This window comes from Micrococcus sp. GbtcB5, assembly GCF_019091605.1.
Taxonomy (GTDB): Bacteria; Actinomycetota; Actinomycetes; order Actinomycetales; family Micrococcaceae; genus Micrococcus; species Micrococcus luteus.
In genome coordinates this window covers 50,318-68,466 of sequence record NZ_JAGXJK010000016.1, presented here as the reverse complement: position 1 = coordinate 68,466, position 18,149 = coordinate 50,318, and the positions used below count along the sequence as shown (strand labels likewise).

At 73.9% G+C, this 18,149-nt stretch carries 16 protein-coding genes and 2 pseudogenes; 7 read left to right on the top strand and 11 right to left on the bottom strand.

What is annotated here, in order from left to right:
* Both KVS67_RS07660 and ychF read right to left on the bottom strand, forming a co-directional pair.
* Positions 1-389: pseudogene (locus tag KVS67_RS07660) on the bottom strand (hypothetical protein); the annotation flags it as partial.
* Between the two features lie 116 nt (positions 390-505).
* Positions 506-1,591 carry a redox-regulated ATPase YchF gene (gene ychF, locus KVS67_RS07655; protein WP_063190225.1) on the bottom strand — a complete coding sequence of 362 codons (1,086 nt, stop codon included), beginning with the start codon at positions 1,589-1,591 and terminating at the stop codon, positions 506-508.
* Positions 1,592-1,989: 398 nt separating this feature from the next.
* Between ychF and KVS67_RS07650 the strand changes: the two are divergent.
* Positions 1,990-2,446, top strand: a pseudogene (locus tag KVS67_RS07650) (GMC oxidoreductase); the annotation flags it as partial.
* Between the two features lie 105 nt (positions 2,447-2,551).
* Here the strand turns inward: KVS67_RS07650 and KVS67_RS07645 are convergent.
* Positions 2,552-3,028 carry an Hsp20/alpha crystallin family protein gene (locus KVS67_RS07645; RefSeq protein WP_063190133.1) on the bottom strand — a complete coding sequence of 159 codons (477 nt, stop codon included), beginning with the start codon at positions 3,026-3,028 and terminating at the stop codon, positions 2,552-2,554.
* A 95-nt stretch (positions 3,029-3,123) separates the two neighbouring features.
* On the bottom strand, positions 3,124-3,657 hold the full coding sequence (locus KVS67_RS07640; protein ID WP_063190132.1) for an O-acetyl-ADP-ribose deacetylase: 534 nt from the start codon (positions 3,655-3,657) through the stop codon (positions 3,124-3,126).
* A 56-nt stretch (positions 3,658-3,713) separates the two neighbouring features.
* Between KVS67_RS07640 and KVS67_RS07635 the strand changes: the two genes are divergently transcribed.
* The 3 genes from KVS67_RS07635 (at position 3,714) to KVS67_RS07625 (ending at position 7,309) form a co-directional block, all read left to right on the top strand.
* Positions 3,714-4,151: a hypothetical protein gene (locus tag KVS67_RS07635; protein WP_063190131.1), complete on the top strand. Its 438-nt coding sequence runs from the start codon at positions 3,714-3,716 to the stop codon at positions 4,149-4,151.
* A gap of 65 nt (positions 4,152-4,216) precedes the next feature.
* Positions 4,217-5,476: a DNA recombination protein RmuC gene (gene rmuC / locus KVS67_RS07630; protein WP_063190130.1), complete on the top strand. Its 1,260-nt coding sequence runs from the start codon at positions 4,217-4,219 to the stop codon at positions 5,474-5,476.
* 138 nt (positions 5,477-5,614) lie between these two features.
* Positions 5,615-7,309, top strand: coding sequence for a DASS family sodium-coupled anion symporter (locus KVS67_RS07625; RefSeq protein WP_217565199.1), 1,695 nt, complete (start codon positions 5,615-5,617; stop codon positions 7,307-7,309).
* Positions 7,310-7,432: 123 nt separating this feature from the next.
* On the opposite strand, the gene KVS67_RS07620 is transcribed toward KVS67_RS07625, so the two are convergent.
* Both KVS67_RS07620 and KVS67_RS07615 read right to left on the bottom strand, forming a co-directional pair.
* Entirely contained in the window at positions 7,433-8,539 is a 1,107-nt protein-coding gene (locus KVS67_RS07620; protein ID WP_145951014.1) for a 4-hydroxy-3-methylbut-2-enyl diphosphate reductase, read from the bottom strand.
* Positions 8,540-8,592: 53 nt separating this feature from the next.
* Positions 8,593-9,681 (bottom strand): hypothetical protein, encoded by a 1,089-nt coding sequence (locus KVS67_RS07615; protein ID WP_044658987.1) that lies wholly within the window; start codon positions 9,679-9,681, stop codon positions 8,593-8,595.
* 188 nt (positions 9,682-9,869) lie between these two features.
* Here KVS67_RS07615 and xseA point away from each other — a divergent pair, with 188 nt between their 5' ends.
* Positions 9,870-11,183 (top strand): exodeoxyribonuclease VII large subunit, encoded by a 1,314-nt coding sequence (gene xseA, locus KVS67_RS07610; protein ID WP_044658988.1) that lies wholly within the window; start codon positions 9,870-9,872, stop codon positions 11,181-11,183.
* Positions 11,180-11,467 carry an exodeoxyribonuclease VII small subunit gene (locus KVS67_RS07605; protein ID WP_044658989.1) on the top strand — a complete coding sequence of 96 codons (288 nt, stop codon included), beginning with the start codon at positions 11,180-11,182 and terminating at the stop codon, positions 11,465-11,467. Before xseA ends, KVS67_RS07605 begins: the two co-directional genes overlap by 4 nt.
* Before the next feature lie 116 nt (positions 11,468-11,583).
* On the opposite strand, the gene KVS67_RS07600 is transcribed toward KVS67_RS07605, so the two are convergent.
* From KVS67_RS07600 to KVS67_RS07580, 5 genes are all read right to left on the bottom strand, one after another.
* Positions 11,584-12,168, bottom strand: coding sequence for a type 1 glutamine amidotransferase domain-containing protein (locus KVS67_RS07600; protein ID WP_044658990.1), 585 nt, complete (start codon positions 12,166-12,168; stop codon positions 11,584-11,586).
* Between the two features lie 128 nt (positions 12,169-12,296).
* Positions 12,297-13,217 (bottom strand): PPK2 family polyphosphate kinase, encoded by a 921-nt coding sequence (locus tag KVS67_RS07595; RefSeq protein ID WP_063190126.1) that lies wholly within the window; start codon positions 13,215-13,217, stop codon positions 12,297-12,299.
* Entirely contained in the window at positions 13,210-14,448 is a 1,239-nt protein-coding gene (locus KVS67_RS07590) for a pyridoxal phosphate-dependent aminotransferase (protein ID WP_063190125.1), read from the bottom strand. Before KVS67_RS07590 ends, KVS67_RS07595 begins: the two co-directional genes overlap by 8 nt.
* A gap of 83 nt (positions 14,449-14,531) precedes the next feature.
* The gene (locus KVS67_RS07585; protein WP_063190124.1) at positions 14,532-15,653 is read right to left on the bottom strand and encodes a glycine betaine ABC transporter substrate-binding protein; all 1,122 of its coding nucleotides are present in this window, start codon (positions 15,651-15,653) and stop codon (positions 14,532-14,534) included.
* Positions 15,650-16,126 carry an NUDIX hydrolase gene (locus KVS67_RS07580; protein ID WP_063190123.1) on the bottom strand — a complete coding sequence of 159 codons (477 nt, stop codon included), beginning with the start codon at positions 16,124-16,126 and terminating at the stop codon, positions 15,650-15,652. The genes KVS67_RS07585 and KVS67_RS07580 overlap by 4 nt, the downstream gene beginning before the upstream one ends.
* A 159-nt stretch (positions 16,127-16,285) precedes the next feature.
* Between KVS67_RS07580 and KVS67_RS07575 the strand changes: the two genes are divergently transcribed.
* On the top strand, positions 16,286-18,121 hold the full coding sequence (locus KVS67_RS07575) for a hypothetical protein (RefSeq protein ID WP_063190121.1): 1,836 nt from the start codon (positions 16,286-16,288) through the stop codon (positions 18,119-18,121).
* Positions 18,122-18,149: the final 28 nt, after the last annotated feature.

Here is an 18,149-nt window from a genome sequence, read left to right as displayed (position 1 = left end):
AGGGCGCCCTTCCCTGCCCCGATTTTCTTCGATGCCCAGTTGATCTGCAGCCCGCACTTCGCGGCGTCGGTGTTCGTCGAGTCACCGGTGAACGCACCCATGACACGGCCCCCGTCGTAGGCAGTGATGATGCCGCCCCGTGCTCGAATGATCTTCGCTGCACAGTAGAGATAGCTCTTGTACACCTCCGCAGCGAACCAGTCCCTGTGACCCTTGACCATCTTCGTCGACGACGCAAGATCCGCGTAGAGGACGGTTGCGTCGAGCTCGACCGCAAGGTTCTTCAGCGGCAGGTCATCGGCGTCGGGCACTTTCTGGCCCGCGCGACGCTCCCACTGCTGGTCGACGGTCTTCTGGACGTACGCGTCCAGTTCATCTTTCAGACTCATGTCGAGCCTCCTCCCCCGCGCCCACTCTAACCGTTCGTTTGATCAGCTTGGTCGATGGGCAGCGTGAAAGGGTCGCAACAATAGGCCTGTTCGCGACCTGTCACTTACGCCAGAGGTTATACGTTGAACCGGAACTCCACCACGTCGCCGTCCTTCATCACGTAGTCCTTGCCCTCCATGCGCACCTTGCCGGCAGCCTTGGCATCAGCCATAGAGCCGGCGGCGACCAGATCATCGAAGCTCACGATCTCCGCCTTGATGAAGCCGCGCTGGAAGTCGGTGTGGATCACGCCGGCGGCCTCCGGAGCGGTCGCGCCGACGGGGATGGTCCACGCGCGCGTCTCCTTCGGACCCGCCGTCAGGTACGTCTGCAGGCCGAGGGTGGAGAAGCCCACGCGAGCCAGCTGGTCCAGCCCGGACTCGTCCTGCCCGGCCATCTCCAGCATCTCGGCGGCCTCCTCCGCGGAGAGCTCCACGAGGTCGGACTCGAGCTTGGCGTCCAGGAACACGGCGTCGGCGGGGGCCACCAGATCGCGCAGCTCCTGCTGCTTGGCCTCGTCCCCCAGCACACCCTCGTCGGAGTTGAACACGTAGATGAACGGCTTGGCGGTGAGCAGGCTCAGCTCCCGCAGCCGGTCCATGTCCAGCTTGTCCTTGTCCTTCGCGGCGAAGATCGTCTCGCCCCGCTCCAGCACCGCGAGCGCGGCCTTGAGCGCCTCGAGGTCGGCGGGCTCCTTCTTCTTGCCCTTGACTTCCTTCTCGACGCGCGGGATCGCCTTCTCCACGGTCTGCATGTCCGCGATGATCAGCTCGGTGTTGATGGTCTCCATGTCCGAGGCCGGGTCCACCTTGCCGTCCACGTGGACGACGTCGCCGTCGTCGAACGCGCGCACCACCTGGGCGATCGCGTGGGCCTCGCGGATGTTCGCCAGGAACTGATTGCCCAGGCCCTCCCCCTCGGAGGCGCCCTTCACGATGCCGGCGATGTCCACGAAGGACACCGTGGCCGGCAGGATGCGCTCGGAGCCGAAGATCTCGGCCAGCTGGGGCAGCCGCTCGTCCGGCAGGTTCACCACGCCCACGTTCGGCTCGATCGTCGCGAACGGGTAGTTCGCCGCGAGCACGGTCTGGCGCGTCAGCGCGTTGAACAGGGTCGACTTGCCCACGTTGGGCAGTCCCACGAATCCGATAGTCAAAGCCACAGTCCGGCAGTCTACCGGCGGGCCCACCGCGGCGGAGGCGTCCCGCACCGGCCCCGTTCCGTGGGCAGAACCGGCAGCCCCGCCCGCTCCGTGGGCAGAAAGCGCGCTCTCCCCTGTTCCGGGGGCAGAACCGGCAGGGTTTTCGCTTCCGGGGGCAGAAACCTTCGCTCTCCTGCCCACGGAACCCAGAGGCCCGGCGGCCACGGGGCCCGGCAGCCCCAGCCCCCCGCCCCCACGCGCCCACGGAACCCAGAGACCCGCAGCACCCAGCACGCATCCCCGCCCAGATGACCGATCCGTAGTGTGGACGGGCCGCCCAGACCCCGACGAGAGGAAGCACACCTGTGTCTGCCGACCAGAGGACGACAGCCGAGACCGCAGGGCCACCGGGTCCACCCCACGCCAAGGTCCGCGGCACCGTGCGCCTGCGCTCCAACGACTACTGGGACAAGCCGGCCGTGGACCCGCGCTACTTCACCGACCCGGAGGGCCATGACGTGGCCGTCGCGGTGGCCGGCATCTGACTGGCCCGGGAGATCGTCTCCCAGCCGGCGATGGCAGAGTGGGCCGGCCGGGAGCTCGCCCCGGGCGTGGAGGCGCAGACCGATGAGGAGATCGCCGACTACGTGCGCCGCACCCACAACACCGTGTACCACCCGGTGGGCTCGGTGCGCATGGGCGCCGACGACGACGCCATGAGCCCCCTGGACGCCCGCCTGCGCGTCAAGGGCGTGACGGGTCTGCGCGTGGCCGACGCCTCCGTGATGCCCGAGCACGTGACCGTGAACCCCCAACATCACGTGCTTCATGATCGGCGAGAAGGCGGCACAGCTGATCCTGGCCGACCGCGCCTGACCACCACGCGGAAGCGGCGGGCCCCCGGTGGGGGCCCGCCGCATCTGCGTTCGGGGGAACGGGCCGCGCGCCGGTCACGCCGGCCACGGCTCCGTCAGAGGGCGATCACTCGCCGGAGGCCTCGGCGGCGGAGCCCTCCACGTCCTCACCCTCTACGGCCTCGCCCTCCACCTGGGCGGCGGAGCCGGTGTGCTTGACCTGGATCTTGCGCGGCTTGGCCTGCTCGGCCACCGGGATGGTCAGCAGCAGCACGCCGTCGCTGTAGTCGGCCTCGATCTTGTCCAGGGCCAGGCCCTGGCCGAGGTTGAGCTGGCGGGCGAAGGTGCCGGCCGGACGCTCCTTGGTGAGCCAGCGACGGTCCTCCCCGGCGGGGGCCTCCTTGCGCTCGGCGCGGACGGTGAGCGTGCGCTCCTCGACGTCCACGTCGATCGAGCTCGGGTCCACGCCCGGCAGCTCCACCTCGGCGACGAACACGTCGCCCTCGCGGTAGAGGTTCATGGGCATGGAGGCGGCGCCGGAGGTGCGGGCGAAGCCGGTCATCAGGCGCTCCATCTCGCGGAACGGATCAATGGGACGAGCCATGGTCGATCACTCCTCATGCAGGGCGGGCCGCTCCGGTTGAGCGGCGACTGTCCTGTGCAACGCCGTCCCCCCACGGGGTATTCCACGGAGTTGAGTCAGTCCCGCTCAACCCTGTCCAGGGCGGTCCGGAACGCGGCCTCCGCCGTCTCGCCGTACGGCACGAACAGCACCTCGTCCACGGTGCCGCCCACCTCGTCCGCCATCGCGTGGCAGGTCTCGACGGCGATCCGCGCCGCGTCCTCCATGGGCCAGCCGTAGATCCCCGCGGAGATCGCCGGGAACGCGACCGTCCGGGCGCCGAGCCCGGCCGCCACTCTCAGGGACTCGCGGTAGCACGAGGCGAGGGTGTCGGACTTGTCGATCGTCTTGGCCCACACCGGGCCCACCGTGTGGATGACCCAGCGCGCGGGCAGGCGCCCCGCCGTCGTCGCCACGGCCTGCCCGGCGGGCAGCCCCTCCGGCAGGTCGGTCTCGCGCAGGCGGCGGCATTCGGCCAGGATCTCGGGGCCGCCGCGCCGGTGGATGGCGCCGTCCACGCCTCCACCGCCGAGCAGGGTGGAGTTGGCGGCGTTGACGACGGCGTCCGCGTGCGTGGCCGTGATGTCCCCGGGGGCGATGGTCAGCTGCATGTGCTCACGCTAGGCACGGGTGGGCGCCGTCGGACAGGGCCGGTAGCCTCGGCCCCATGAGCACCCCGACGCCCACCGGACCGACCCCCACGCCTCCCGGCGGCGAGCTGCTGCCGCTGATCAGCCTCGCGGTGGAGCACGTGTTCGACACGCTCGGCCGGCAGTCCGTGTTCGCCCCCACGATCCTCGCCGTCACCGCCGACGGCCAGCGCGGCATGTGGGAGCACCCGGACCTCGAGCCCGAGCAGGCGGCCGCCACGGTCGCGAAGATCAGCCCGCGCCCCACGCGGGCGGTGGCCGTGTTCGACGGCGAGATCGAGACGGCCGACGGGCCCCGCCCGGCCGTCGCGGTGGAGGCCTTCGACGCCGCCGCCCTGGCCTCGACCCGCATGGTCTTCCCGTATCTGCCCGGCGTGGCCGCGGCGGGCATCGCCGCCCGCGTGGACGGCGACCCGCAGGTCGTGGCCAACGGCCCCAACCCGCTCTTCGGCTGAGCCGACCACCACGACGACGGCGCGCCGCGGCCTAACGTGTCCATGCGGCCTGCGAGGGTGGGGGCATGGAGACCCTCAGCCTGCTGCTCGCCCTCATCCTCGGACTCGTGCTGGGCGCCCTGGTGGGCGCGTGGCTCATGTGGCGCCGGGCGGCCGGCGGCGGTGAGGAGGCCCGCCGGGCCCAGGCCGAGCTGGCCGCGCTGCGCACCGAGCACCAGGGGGCGCGAGAGGAGCTCGCGGCCGCCCGGGCGGAGCAACGGGCGCTCACGGCCGCGCGCGCCGAGGACGCCGAACGCCAGCGCGCGGAGTCCCAGGTGATGTCCACGCTCGCCCCGCTGGGCCAGCGGCTGGCGGCGCTCCAGGAGCAGGTGAGCGTGCTGGAACGGGATCGGGCGTCCCAGTTCGGCCGGCTCGGGGAGCAGCTCCGCGCCGCCGCGGCCACGGACCGTGACCTGCTGAACCAGACCACGTCGCTCATGGCCACGCTCAAGTCCACCTCCGCGCGGGGCCACTGGGGCGAGGCGCAGCTGCGGCGGGTCGTCGAGGCGGCGGGCATGCTCCACCACGTGGATTTCACGGAGCAGGCCACGCTGTCCGGCAAGGACGGCGAGCGCCTCCGCCCGGACCTCGTGGTGTCCCTGCCCGGCGGCAAGGCCATGGCCGTGGACGCCAAGGCCCCCATCGGGGACGCGCTGGCCGCCGAGGCCCTCGCGGACGAGCCCGGCGAGGAGGCGTACGAGCGGCGCCAGGCGCTGGCCGCCCAGCACGCCGCGGCCGTGCGCCGCCACGTGGACCAGCTCTCCGCGAAGTCCTACTGGGCCGGCCTCGAGCACTCCCCCGAGCTGGTCCTGTGCTTCCTGCCCGCCGAGTCGCTCCTGGCCGCGGCCCTGGATGCGGACCCCGGGCTGCTGGACCACGCGTTCTCGCGGAACGTCGCGCTCGTCGCCCCCGTCTCCCTCCTGACCGCCCTGAAGTCCGTGGCCTATGCCTGGCGGCAGGACACCCTGGCCGAGAACGCCCACACCGTGGTGGCCAGCGCGAAGGACCTCTACGAGCGCCTCGGCACGCTCGGCACCCACCTGGACCGCATGGGCGGCTCCCTCAAGACCACCGTGGACCGCTACAACCAGCTCGTCGGCAACGTCGAATCGCGCGTGCTCCCCGCCGCCCGGCGCCTCCGCGACGCCGACCCGGGCCTGGCCCCCACACCGGACATCCGCACGCTCGAGTCCGCGCCCCGGCCCCTGGCCGCCCCGGAACTGGTCGCGGGCGTGGAGGAGGACGAGCTGCGCCGTCGTCGGGCGGAGTCGGCGCGGGAGGCGTGAACGGGGCCGCACGGGGGCCGGGCGGGTGGGCCGTCGCCGAGATGGGGTCGCCTTCTGGTGATCCAGATCACTTGATACGGTGAAACTCACAGAGAATTGCCAGGCCGCGCCGAGGGCCTGACTTGATGAGGAGGCCCCGTGGAGTCCCGATCGACCCCCCCGCCGAGCAACGTCAACGAGCACGTCTCCCGCTTCAACCCCCGAGCGGCCGCCCAGGAGTTCGAACACGAGCTCTCCCCGGGCATGCGTGACGAGCCGCTGACCGGCGGCGAGAACGTCAAGCGCATCATCGGCCTCGTGGCCGGCCCCCTGCTCGCCGTCGCCCTGTTCCTGCTGATGCCGGGCGACCTCGGCGTCTGGCCCCGCCTCGTCGCCGCCACCGCCGTGCTCATGGCCGTGTGGTGGATGACCGAGGCCCTGCCCATCCCCGCCACCGCCCTGCTGCCGCTCGTCGTCTTCCCGCTCGGCGTGCCCGCCGAGGAGTCCGACGGCGGCATCACCTTCGACGCCGTCGGCGCGAGCTACGGCAACAACATCATCTTCCTGTTCATGGGCGGCTTCATGCTCGCCCTGGCCATGCAGCGCTGGAACCTGCACCGGCGCATCGCGCTCGGCGTCCTGACGTTCATGGGCGCCAGGACCGTGAACCTCGTCCTGGGCTTCATGATCGCCACCGGGTTCATCTCCATGTGGGTGTCCAACACCGCCACCGCCGTGATGATGCTCCCCATCGGCGTGTCCATCCTCGTGCTCGTCCAGCGCTACGGCACGGACGACGCCCTGACCGCGGACGAGACAGCAGACCGGGCCGACCGCCCCGACGCGCCCGCGTCCGGCGAGGCCCCCACGCAGGCCGAGATCCGCTCCCTCACGAAGACGAACTTCGGCACCGCGCTCATGCTCGGCATCGCCTACGCCGCGTCCATCGGCTCGCTCGGCACCATCATCGGCACCCCGCCCAACACCCTGCTCGCGGGCCACATGGCCGCCGAGCACGGCGTGGAGATCGGCTTCGGCCAGTGGATGCTGGTCGGCGTGCCGATCGCCGTCGTGCTGCTCTTCGCGTGCTGGTTCCTGCTCACCCGCGTGCTGTTCCGCCCGGAGATCGACGAGGTCCCCGGCGGCCGCGACCTGATCGCCACCGAGCTGGCCCGCCTCGGCCGCATGAGCGCCCCCGAGGCCAAGGTCCTCGCCGTCTTCGTCCTCGCCGCGCTGGCCTGGATCACCGTGCCGCTGATCTCCGAATACGTCCTGGACCTGGAGTCCCCGCTGCTCTCGGACGCGGCCATCGCCATCGTCGTCGGACTCATCCTGTTCCTCCTGCCGGCCGGTGGCGGGGCCGGGCGCGGCGTGCGCCTGCTCGACTGGGAGGCCGCGAAGGAGCTGCCGTGGGGCGTGCTCCTGCTATTCGGCGGCGGCCTGGCCCTGTCCGGTCAGTTCTCCAAGTCGGGCCTGTCCACGTGGCTCGGTGAGCAGGTCAAGGGCCTCGGCGACATCCCCGTGTGGGTGCTCGTGGTGATCGCCGCCGTCGGCATCCTGCTGCTGACCGAGATGACCTCGAACACGGCCACCGCGGCCACGTTCCTGCCCGTCGCCTCCGGCGTGGCCCTGGGCACCGGCGTCGCCCCGCTCATGCTGGCCGCGCCCGTCGCCCTCGCCGCGACCTGCGCGTTCATGCTGCCCGTGGCCACCCCGCCGAACGCCATCGCGTACGGCTCCGGCTACGTGACCATCGGCCAGATGGTGAAGGGCGGCGTGTGGCTGAACATCATCGCCGTCGTGCTGATCTCCATCGCGTCGATGACCCTGCTCGTCTGGGTCTTCGGGCTCTGAGTCCCTGACCACCCGCCGGCCCGGAACGCCGAGGCCCGGGCACGCCGAGGCCCGCAGACGCGCCGCTACGCCGGCGTCGTGACGGCGAGTCTGCGGGCCTCAGCGAGGAGACGAGGGGCGCGCTCAGGCCTCGGTGTCGCGGCGACGTCCGCCGAGCGAGCGGGACTCGTCGCCCACCCGCTTGAGTTCGGCGCGCAGCTCCTTGGGCAGGGAGAAGATGATGTCCTCCTCGGCGGTCACCACCTCGTCCACCTGCCCGTAGCCGTACTCGGCCAGCAGCGCGAGCACCTCCTGGATCAGCACCTCGGGCACGGACGCGCCGGAGGACAGGCCCACGGTGGCCACGCCCTCGAACCAGGACTCGTCCACCTGGTTGGCGAAGTCCACGCGCTCGGCGCGGGAGGCCCCGTACTCCGCGGCGACCTCCTTGAGGCGCACCGAGTTCGAGGAGTTCGCCGAGCCCACGATGATCACCAGGTCGCACTCCGGCGAGATCGACTTGATGGCCGCCTGCCGGTTGGAGGTGGCGTAGCAGATGTCGTCCGAGGGCGGGTCCTGCAGGTTCGGGAACCGCTCGCGCAGCACGGAGACGATCTCGAGGGTCTCGTCCACGGAGAGCGTGGTCTGGGAGAGCCAGATCAGGTTGTCCGGGTCCTCCACCTGGACGGTGCGGGCCTCCGCGACGTCGTTGATCACCGTGGTGTGCTCGGGCGCCTCGCCGAACGTGCCCTCGACCTCCTCGTGACCGTCGTGGCCGATCAACAGGATCCGCTTGTCCTGCTTCGCGAAGCGCACGGCCTCGCGGTGCACCTTGGTCACGAGCGGGCACGTGGCGTCGATGGTGCGCAGGTTGCGCTGGGCGGCCTCCTCGACGACGGCCGGGGACACGCCGTGCGCGGAGAACACGGTCAGGGCGCCCTCGGGCACCTCGTCCAGCTCGTCGACGAACACCACGCCACGCTCGGTCAGGGTGTCCACGACGTGCCGGTTGTGGACGATCTCCTTGCGCACGTACACGGGGGCGCCGTGGTGCTCGAGGGCCTTCTCGACGGCGACGACGGCGCGGTCCACACCGGCGCAGTAGCCACGGGGGGCGGCCAGCAGCACGCGCTTCTCACCGGACACGGGCGCGGCCGCCTCCACCTCCTCACGGGAACGACGGACGCGCGGGACCTGCGGCATCCCGAGGCCGACGGCGGACGGACGGGCGGAGACGGAGGGAGCGGACATGCCCTCCATGCTATCGGCCGGGACGCCGACCGGGCCCGGGCTTCGCCGCGGGCTCAGCGCGACGTGACGTCGGCCGCGGTGTGGGAGCGGCCCACCACGGGGGAACCGTCCGCCCGGGCCGCGCGGACCCGGCCACGCCGAGCGACCCCGAGCTCCGCCAGGGCCAGCAGCAGGCCCGCGGCCAGCACGATCCAGCCCAGGGTGGTCAGGGTCTGGGGGTAGGGGGCGACGGCGGCCGCGAACGCCGGGCCCGCGGCCTCCTCCATCTGCTGGACGAACGCGGCCACCCCCGGGGAGGCCCCCTCGGGCGCCGTGAGGTGGACCGCGTCCGGACCCAGACGGGCGCCGCCGATCAGCCCACCGACCAGGGCGACCGCACCCGCCACGGCCACGGCGGGGCCCCGCCGCCGTCGGGGGGCGAGCAGCAGGGCGCCCACGAGCGCCAGCACGGAGGCCGCGGCGGCCCAGCGCCAGTGCGCGGAGGCGTCCACCCAGCGGTGCACGGTGGCCCGATCCGTGCCGTCCAGGGCGTCGATGCGCGCGTCCATGCGCAGCGCGGTGCTGTCCCGCAGCTCCGCGGCGCGGTCGTACAGGGGCGCCAGCAGCGTGTCCGCGGCCCAGTCGCCGACGTCCGCGCCCACGATCGTCTCCAGCAGCGCCTGCCCGGGCAGGTCGAACCGGTCCTCGCGCAGGTCACGTTCGATGTCGCCCAGGGCGGCGGTGATCCCGGACTGCGCGACGGGACCGAACGGGATGGTCACGTCCGCGCCCGAGCCGGGCTCGTCCGCGCCCTGCGGGTCCTCGAGCTGGGCGAGCCAGGCGCGCCGGGCCTCGTCAGCGGTGTCGGACCAGCCCTGCACCACCTGCGGGTCGTCCGCCACGCGCTGGGCCAGCGGGCGCAACAGGTCCTCGGCCGTCTGGGCCAGCGGGCCCGGCACCTGCTCGGGGATGGCGTCGTGCACGACGTCGTCGATCACCCCCGGCACGGCGGCGCGGACCTCGGGGTCCACGGCGACCTGCTCCGTCACCCCGCGCAGCAGCTCCGGGCGGTGCGTCGCCTCGTCGACGAGGGCGCCGGCCGTCGCGAGCACCGCCAGCAGGCCAGCGAGGGCTGCGACGAGGAAGCTGAGGGTGGTGCGCATGAGGTCCTTTCCGTTCCGTTCCGACCCCGTCGAGCGTACTGATCCTGGCCGGAGGTTCCCCGGTCTGAGCGCCCCGACCGGTCCGGCGGCGGCCCCGCGGGACGCCGGGGCGCCGTCTTGCGCGTCCGGCGAGGGCGGTACGGTGGGCCCGTGCCCGGGCGGACCGGGCGCGGACAGGAGGGACCCGGATGGACCAGCCCGTGACCGAGGGCGCCTCGGCGGCGCCGGACGTGCCCGTCTCGGCACCCGCCCGCGCGGGCGAGACCTCCGCCGAGCGGCCGTGGCCCCTGCGCCGGCTCTCCGAGAACCTCAAGGCCCACATCGAGCGCGCCCCCGCCACGTGGATCGAGGGCCAGCTCATCGAGTTCAAGAACAACCGCGGCAACGTCTACATGACCATGCGGGACCTCGAGGAGGAGGTCTCCCTGCCGCTCACCGCCTGGCGGAACGTCGCCATGACCCTGGACGGGACCGTCCAGCAGGGCTCCCGCGTGGTGGCGCGCGTGAAGCCGAACTTCTGGCTCAAGGCCGGGCGCCTGTCCATGAACGTGCAGGAGATGCGCCCGGTCGGCCTCGGCGATCTGCTGGCCCGCGTGGAGCTGCTGCGCCGGGCCCTCGCCGAGGAGGGGCTCACCTCCCCCGCACGCAAACGGCCGCTGCCCCTGCTCCCCCACCGGATCGGGCTCATCACCGGCCGGGACTCGGACGCGAAGAAGGACGTGCTGCGCAACACCCTGCTGCGCTGGCCCGCCGCCGAGTTCGAGATCCGTGAGGTCGCCGTGCAGGGCGCCGAGGCCCCGCGGCAGGTGGCCGCCGCGCTCGCCGAGCTCGACGCCGACCCGGCCGTGGACGTCATCGTCATCGCCCGCGGCGGCGGAGCGCTCGAGGAGGTCGTGCTCCCCTTCTCGGACGAGGCACTGGTGCGCGCCGTGGCGGCGGCGCGCACGCCCGTCGTCTCGGCGATCGGCCACGAGGCGGACCGTCCGGTCCTCGACGACGTCGCTGACCTGCGCGCCTCCACGCCCACGGACGCGGCCAAGCGGATCGTGCCGGACGCGGCCCAGGAGGCCGCGGGACTCGCCGACGCGCGCCTGCGGCTGGCCTCGGCCGTCGAGCGCCGCGTGCGCGCCGAGGCCGAGGGGCTCGCGGCCCTGCGCTCCCGGCCCGTGCTGGCCCGCCCGCACGTGATGGTGGACACCCGGCAGGAGGAGACGGACCGGTGGCGCGAGCGCGGCCGGTCCGCCCTCGGCCACCGGCTCGTCCGCGAGGAGGACGCTCTCACGCAGCTGCGCGCCCGCGTGCGCGCCCTGTCCCCGCAGCGCACCCTGGACCGCGGCTACGCGGTGGTCCAGCACGCCGGACAGGTCGTGCGCGAGGCGGACCAGGTCGCCCCGGACGACCGACTCGACATCCTCGTGGCGGCCGGGCGGATCGCCGCGGACGTCGTCGCGACGCATCGGACCACCCCGACCCCATCCCACGAGAGGACACGACAGGCATGAGTGAACAGGGCATGGAGCAGACGCAGGACGCGGGCCGCCCCAGCGGCGTGGAGGGCTTCACCTCCGCGGACGTCTCGGACGTGGCCCGGATGAGCTACGAGCAGGCGCGCGCCGAGCTGGTGGAGACCGTGGGACGGCTCGAGGCCGGTGGCGCCGGCCTCGAGGAGTCCCTGGCCCTGTGGGAGCGCGGGGAGGCGCTGGCCGACCGCTGCCAGGCCTGGCTCGACGGCGCCCGCGCCCGCCTCGACCAGGTGCGCGGCGAGGCCGCCCCCGACGTCGACTGACCACGCCCCCCCACTTTCGTTCGGGAAACGGCGGCCTCCGCGGCGCTTTCGTTCGGGACACGGCGGGGGCGGGGGCCGACGGCCCCCGCCCCCACGCGGCTCGCTCCCGACGTCGGTCAGGCGGTCTGGTCCTCGTGCTTGCCCTCGCTCAGCTCCTCCACGAGCTTGGCGTTGAAGGCGTCGAGGTCGTCCGGGGTGCGCGAGGTGGTCAGCCCGTTGTCCACGACGACCTCCTCGTCCACCCACTGGGCGCCCGCGTTCTTCAGGTCAGACTCCAGGGACGCGTAGCTGGTCAGACGGCGACCGTCCACGACGCCGGCCTCGATCAGGGTCCACGGGGCGTGGCAGATGGCCGCCACCGGCTTGTGCTGCTCGAAGAAGGCACGCACGAACGCCTGGGCGTCCGTGTCGATGCGCAGGGCGTCCGCGTTCAGGGTGCCGCCCGGCATCACGAGGCCGTGGAAGTCCTCGGCCTTGGCGTCCTTCACCGTGGTGTTCACGTCGAAGGACTCGCCGTGATCCCAGTCGGACTGCATCGCGGTGATGGTGCCGGACTCCGGCGAGACGAGCACGGGGGTCGCGCCGGCGGCGATCACGGCCTCCCACGGGGAGGTCAGCTCGACCTGCTCGACACCGTCGGTCGCGAGGAACGCGACGGTCTTGCCGGTCAGCGGGGCGTTCTGGGCAGCGTTCTCAGTCATGAGTGCACCTTTCGGATCGGGTCCGGCACGCCTCTGCGGCGCCCGGTGTTCCCCCATCAACTCAGTGCGGCCCCGGGCTTGGCAAGGTCCGACCACCACTGCCCCGCTCGTCGCGACGACGGCGGCGCTCAGCCCGCCAGCAGGCGACGGCGGGCGGCCGCGACGTCGAAGTCGGCCTTCGGCCAGTCCAGCCCCATCTCCTGCAGGGTCTCGATGATCAGCTGCTGCACCGCCAGCCGGGCGAACCACTTGCGGTCCGCCGGCACGATGAACCACGGCGCGTCCTCGGTGTCCGTCCGCTCGATCGCGATCCGGTACGCGTCCGTGTACTGGTCCCAGTACGCGCGGTCGTCGAGATCGCTCTCGCTGAACTTCCAGTGCTTCGTGGGGTCGTCCAGGCGGGCCAGCAGGCGCTCGGCCTGCTCCTCCGGCGAGATCCGCAGCATCACCTTGACGATCCGTGTCCCCGCGGCGCGCACGGCCGCCTCGAACTCGCGGATCGCCCCGTAGCGCTCCTCCACCTCGGCCAGCGGGGAGAGCCCGCGCACGCGGTGCACGAGCACGTCCTCGTAGTGGGAGCGGTCGAACACGGAGACCAGGCCGGGCCGCGGCAGATGCGGTCGGATGCGCCACAGGAAGTCGTGGGCGCGCTCCTCCGGGGTCGGCACCTTGAACGCGTGCAGGTGGACGCCCTGCGGGTCCATCGCCCCGATCACGTGGCGCATGATCCCGCCCTTGCCGGCGGTGTCCATGCCCTGCAGGATCACCAGCAGGGACGGCACCTCTCCCACGGGCGCGTCGCGCACCGACTGGGCGAACAGCAGCTCCTGCAGGTCGGCGAGCGCCCGGCCGCGCGCGGCCAGGTCCTTCTTGCCCTTCGCCTTGTCCCCGCCGTAGCCGGGCGTCGCGGCGGCGTCGACGTCGGCCGGGCCCCGGACCTCGTCCCCGCGGCGGGCGGCGAACAGCTCCCGCGCGGGGGCGTCGAAGACGCCGTCGTCGTCGGTGGCGCGGGCGGGCCGGCCCGCCGCGGTGGCCGGGGTGTCAGCCATGGCGCTCCCTCCAGTCCTCGAGGAAGTCCTCGAGGCGGTCCAGGGCCACGTCCAGGTCCTTCACGCTGGGCAGCGTGACGAGCCGGAAGTGGTCGCTGTGCGGGTAGTTGAACGCCCCGCCGTGCGAGACGAGGATCTTCTTCGCCCGCAGCAGCTCGATGACGAACGCCTCGTCGTCGTCGATCGCGTAGACCTCCGGGTCCAGCCGCGGGAACAGGTAGAGGGCGCCGTGGGCCGGCTGCACGGACACGCCGGGGATGGCGTTCAGGCGGTCCTGGGCGAGGTTGCGCTGCTCGAGCAGCCGGCCGCCGGGCAGGACGAGGTCGTCGATGGACTGGTAGCCGCCCAGTGCCACCTGGATGGCGTGCTGCGCGGGCACGTTGGCGCACATCCGCATGTTGGCCAGCAGGGTCAGGCCCTCGAGGAAGTCCGCGGCCCGGTGCTTCGGCCCGGACACGGCCACCCAGCCGGAGCGGTAGCCCGCCACCCGGTACGCCTTGGACAGGCCGGAGAACGTCAGGGTGAGCACGTCGTCGGACAGGCCGGCGGCGTTGATGTGGCGGGCGCCGTCGTAGGTGATCTTCTCGTAGATCTCGTCCGCCATGAGGACGAGGTGGTGGCGGCGGGCCACGTCCACGATGCCCTGCAGCACGGCGCGGGAGTAGACCGCGCCGGTGGGGTTGTTCGGGTTGATCAGGACGATGCCCTTGGTGCGCTCCGTGACGAGGGACTCGATGTGCTCGAGGTCGGGCTCCCAGCCCTCCTCCTCGACGCAGCGGTAGTGCACCGCCCGGCCCCCGGCCAGGGTGGTGGCGCCGGTCCACAGCGGGTAGTCGGGCGAGGGGACGAGGATCTCGTCGCCGTCGTCGACCAGGGCCTGCAGGACCATCGTGATCATCTCGGACACGCCGTTGCCGATGAACACGTCGTCCACGCCGATGTCCCGGATGCCCCGGGACTCGTAGTACTGCGAGACGGCGGTGCGCGCCGAGTAGATGCCCTTGGAGTCCGAGTAGCCCTGCGCGTGCGGCAGGTGCTGGTGCATCGCCGCCAGGACGGCGTCCGGCGCCTCGAAGCCGAACGGGGCCGGGTTGCCGATGTTCAGCTTCATGATCCGGTGGCCCGCGGCCTCCATCCGCTGCGCCTCCTCCAGGATGGGGCCGCGCACGTCGTAGCGGACGTTCAGCAGCTTGGCGGACTGGCGGATCTGGCGGGGACGCGGGGTGGGCATGCCCCCATCATGGCACCCCCCGGGCGGTGTGCATCACAGTGGCGGTCATGCGACGAGGGCCGGCGCCCCTCCCTCGCGCGAGCTCAGAACCAGGAGCCGCGGGGCACGAACCAGTCCTCGGGCGCGTCCTCCAGGCCATGGTCCACCAGCCAGTACTGCGCGGCCTCGGCGGGCGGGAGCGGGTCGTCGCCCGTGGTGAGCCGTTCGAGTTCCCGCAGGCCGTCGCCGTCGAGGGCGGACATCACCTCGGCGATGCGCCGTTCGGCGTCGTCGTCCAGCGTCGCGGCGGAGCCGACGGCGGTCAGCCGCCCCTCGGGGAGCACGCGGCCGTCGTCCTCGAGCGGGACGAGCGTGCTCGCGTCGATCTCCGGATCCGTGCCGGTCAGCAGCGCGACCTGGGCCTCGTCCGCGACGACGGCGGCGGTCGGGTCCTCGGTGTCGGCCAGCCAGGTCTCGGGGCGGCAGCCGGCGAGCCGGTCCAGGCGGGTGCGCAGGGCCGCGTCCGCGTCCGCCGCGGCGGTCAGGGCCGGGGGTGCGACGGCGGTGAGCGACTCGCACCGGCCGTTGAGGTCCGTGATCGACTCGAGCTCGAGCCGGGCCGCGGTGGTCTGGGTGACGGCCGCGGTCAGGCGCAGCACGCCCGCCGACGAGGACAGCGCCGTCGGGGCCTCGGCCTGCGGCGTCCCCGCCGCGGCCGTCTCCTCGGCGAGCAGCGTCTCGAGGACGCGCCCGGCCGCCGGGGCGTCCGCCGCGGGGTCGCCGACGGGCAGCGCGGTGGGGCTCGGGGCGGCGGTGGAGGCGGTGGCCGAGGGGGTGGGCACGGTGCCCGTGGACGTGCCGGCCTCCGTCCCGGTCGGCGTCGGCGTGGGCGTCGGCGTGGGCGGGGACGGCAGCGCCGCTGCGGGGTCGGCGGCGGCGGCCAGGGCCAGGGTGTCCACGACGGCGACCGTGTCCCCGCCGGCGGCGGACCACGCGGGCTGTTCCACGGCGACGCCGTCCTCGTCCGCCACGGCGTGGCCGTGCAGGCGCAGGTGACGGGCCAGGACCGCCGCGACGGCGGCCTCCAGGCCCTCGCCGCCGTGCACGACCGTGATCGGCGCGCCTGACGCCGAGGGCGTCGGCGGGGCGTCCGCCTGCGGCGCGCACGCCCCCAGGGCCAGCGACAGCACGAGGGCGGAGGCGGCGAGGGCCGCGGGGCGGCTCACGCGGCCACCCCGGCACGGGCGAGCGCCTCGGTGACCCAGGAGGCGGTGCGCAGCCCGCTGAGCTCCGCGAGGTCGAACCAGCGCGCGTCCGTCGAGGATCCCCCGACCTCAGGGCGCAGGACGCCGCCCGTGATGCGGGCGGTGTAGAGGACCTGCACGGTGAGCAGCGGCAGCGGCTCGCCCCGCAGGCGCTTCTCCGCCGGGATCGTCCCGGTCGTGACGCCCAGCAGGCCCGTGAGCTCGGCGGTGTGGCCGGTCTCCTCCCAGACCTCGCGCAGGCACGCCTCCTCCGGGCTCTCGCCGAGCTCGATGCCGCCACCGGGCAGCGTCCACTGCAGGAACTCGGGCCCCTGCCACGAGCTGAGCAGGACGCGGCCGCCGTCCACGATCAGGGCGTAGGCGCCGGCGCGCGTCTGGAACGGGCCGGCGGGGTGCACTCCGGCGGCATCCGGGGCGGCGGGGGTGGTGCTCATGGCTGCGGGCTCCTGGCGGCGGTGGGACGGCCCGCGGCGGGCGACGCCGGGGCCCGGCCAGTCTACGAGCACCGCCCACCGCGAACAGCGGCACGCTCCACCGACCCGCGCCCTAGGCTGGAGGACCACCCCCGTCCCACCCCGGAAGGAGCAGCGCCCGTGGACACCCCGCAGGACCCGCCCCGCCGGGACGGCCCCTCCGGCGGCCCCGTGGAGCCGACCGTCGACGCCGCCCTGGACCGGGTGCGCGCCCTGCTCCGGCAGGCCCGCGGCACCGCCGCGCCGGACGCCCCGACCGCCCTGGACGCCCGCGGCTGGTGGGAGCTCTCCCTCGAGGCCGCGCTGCGCGACGAGCCCCGGGAGTCCGCCCGCCTCGCCGACTCCGGACTCGCCGCGCTCGTGCCCGGTCAGGACGACGTCCGCCTCGCCCTGCTGCGGGCGCTCGCCGTCGCCGCGGGCCAGGTCGGGGACGAGGCCGCCCTGACCCGCTGGGTGGAGGCCCGGGCGGCGCTGCTGCGCCACCTCGGCAGGCCCCGGCAGGCCGGGCTCGAGTCCCAGCTCGGCGCCGCCCTCGTGCGCGATCCGGACACGGTCGAGGCGGCGGTGCTGGCCGGCGTCGTGGAGGACGAGCCGGGCACTCCCGGCGAGGACCCCGGGGACACCGTCCTGCCCGAGGCCGCCCTGGCCCTGGCCGTGCACCGCGTGCACACCGGGGACCTGGACGCCGCGCTCGAGCTGACCCGCCGCGTCATCGCCGTCCTGGGCGGGCTGCGCGCGGCCGGTGCCCTGCTGCCCACCGGCTCGTGGTCCAGCGCACATCTGCTGCTCGCCCGGCTGCACCTGTGGCGGGGCGAGCACGCCGAGGCGGACGCGGCGGCCGCCGTCGTCACCGCGCTGCCCGCCGCCCGGGCCGTCCTGGCCTCCGCCACCACGGTGCGGGCGATCGCCGCCCACGAACTGGACCGTCCGACGGCGGCCCTCGACCTGGCACTCGAGGCCGCGGAGCGGATGGCCTCGGTCGGGCTGCGGCGCGGCGCCGCCTCCGCGGCGGCCCTGGCCGGGCGCGTGGCCGGCGACCTCGACGGGTACGAGGAGGTCGCCGTGGCCGCGTGGGAGCTGGCCTCCGTGCACGCGGAGAAGGCCGAGGCGCCGGAGGCCTCGAGCCTGAGCTACTGGTGGGCGCACCAGCTCGTGCTCGCCGGCCGCGCCGACGAGGCCGAGCCCCTGCTCGCCCGGCTGGTGCGCCGCGAGGCCACCCACGGCCGGGACGTCGAGCAGGCCCGTGCCCTCGTGGACCTCGGCCACGCCCACCACGACCAGGACCGCGCCGAGAACGCGCTGCCCCTGTGGCGGGAGGCGGCCGGCCTGTTCGAGGCCCACGGCCAGTGGGAGGACGCCGCGCGCACGCTCCTGGCCGCCGGCGCCCTCGTGAACCGCGAGCGCGACGAACGCACCCGGCCCGCCGCCCTCGACCTGTTCGAGCGGGCGGTCGCGGCCGCGCGCCAGGCGGTGGACGAGGACCCGGCGGTGCTGCCGGCCGCGCTGCACGCGCACGGGTACCTGCTGTGCGAGTCCGGCCAGGCGGAGGGCCTCGACCTCCTCGAGGAGGCGCTCGCCCTCGTGCGGGACGCCGGCGCCGACTGGCAGGTGGCCGACTACACGGACACCCGCGCCCGGGCCCTGTGGTCGCTCGAGCGGGGGCCGGAGGCGATCGCCACCGCGCTGCAGGCCGCCGACCTGTTCACCGCCGCCGGGGACCGCGAGGGCGCCGCGCAGGCCGAGCTCTTCGCCGCCTACGTGGTGGCCGAGGACGGCAGCCCCGAGCAGGCCGCGACGCTCTTCCGCCTGGTGTGCGACTCCACCGACTCCCCGCTCGTGCGCCTCGGCGCGCTCACGGGCCTGCACCAGTGCCTGTCCACCCTCGGTGACCACGACGGCGCCGCGCGCGTCCGGGACGAGCTCGACGCGCTCCGGGAGGGGCTCGGCGCGGACTGACCGCCGCTCGAGGCGGCGGCCCGGCCCG